Genomic DNA, 232 nt, shown 5'->3' with positions numbered 1-232 from the left:
TCAAGTAACGTGGCAGAATAGTTAAAGAAGGATTTGAAAAAATTTTTATATATGAAAAGGAAAAATTTATGATATTGAAGATTATTGGTTTTTTAATGGTCATAACAGGAATCAGCATATTGGGATGGTTAATGATAACAGCATACAAAGATAATAAGAATGAAAGTTTTTGGATTAAAATTCTTTTAATTGTTGGGGTAATGGTAGAATTTTAATTAGATATAACTGGAGT

The organism is Neobacillus drentensis, assembly GCF_036965425.1.
Taxonomy (GTDB): domain Bacteria; phylum Bacillota; class Bacilli; order Bacillales; family Cytobacillaceae; genus Neobacillus; species Neobacillus drentensis_F.
This window is presented reverse-complemented; position numbering follows the sequence as displayed.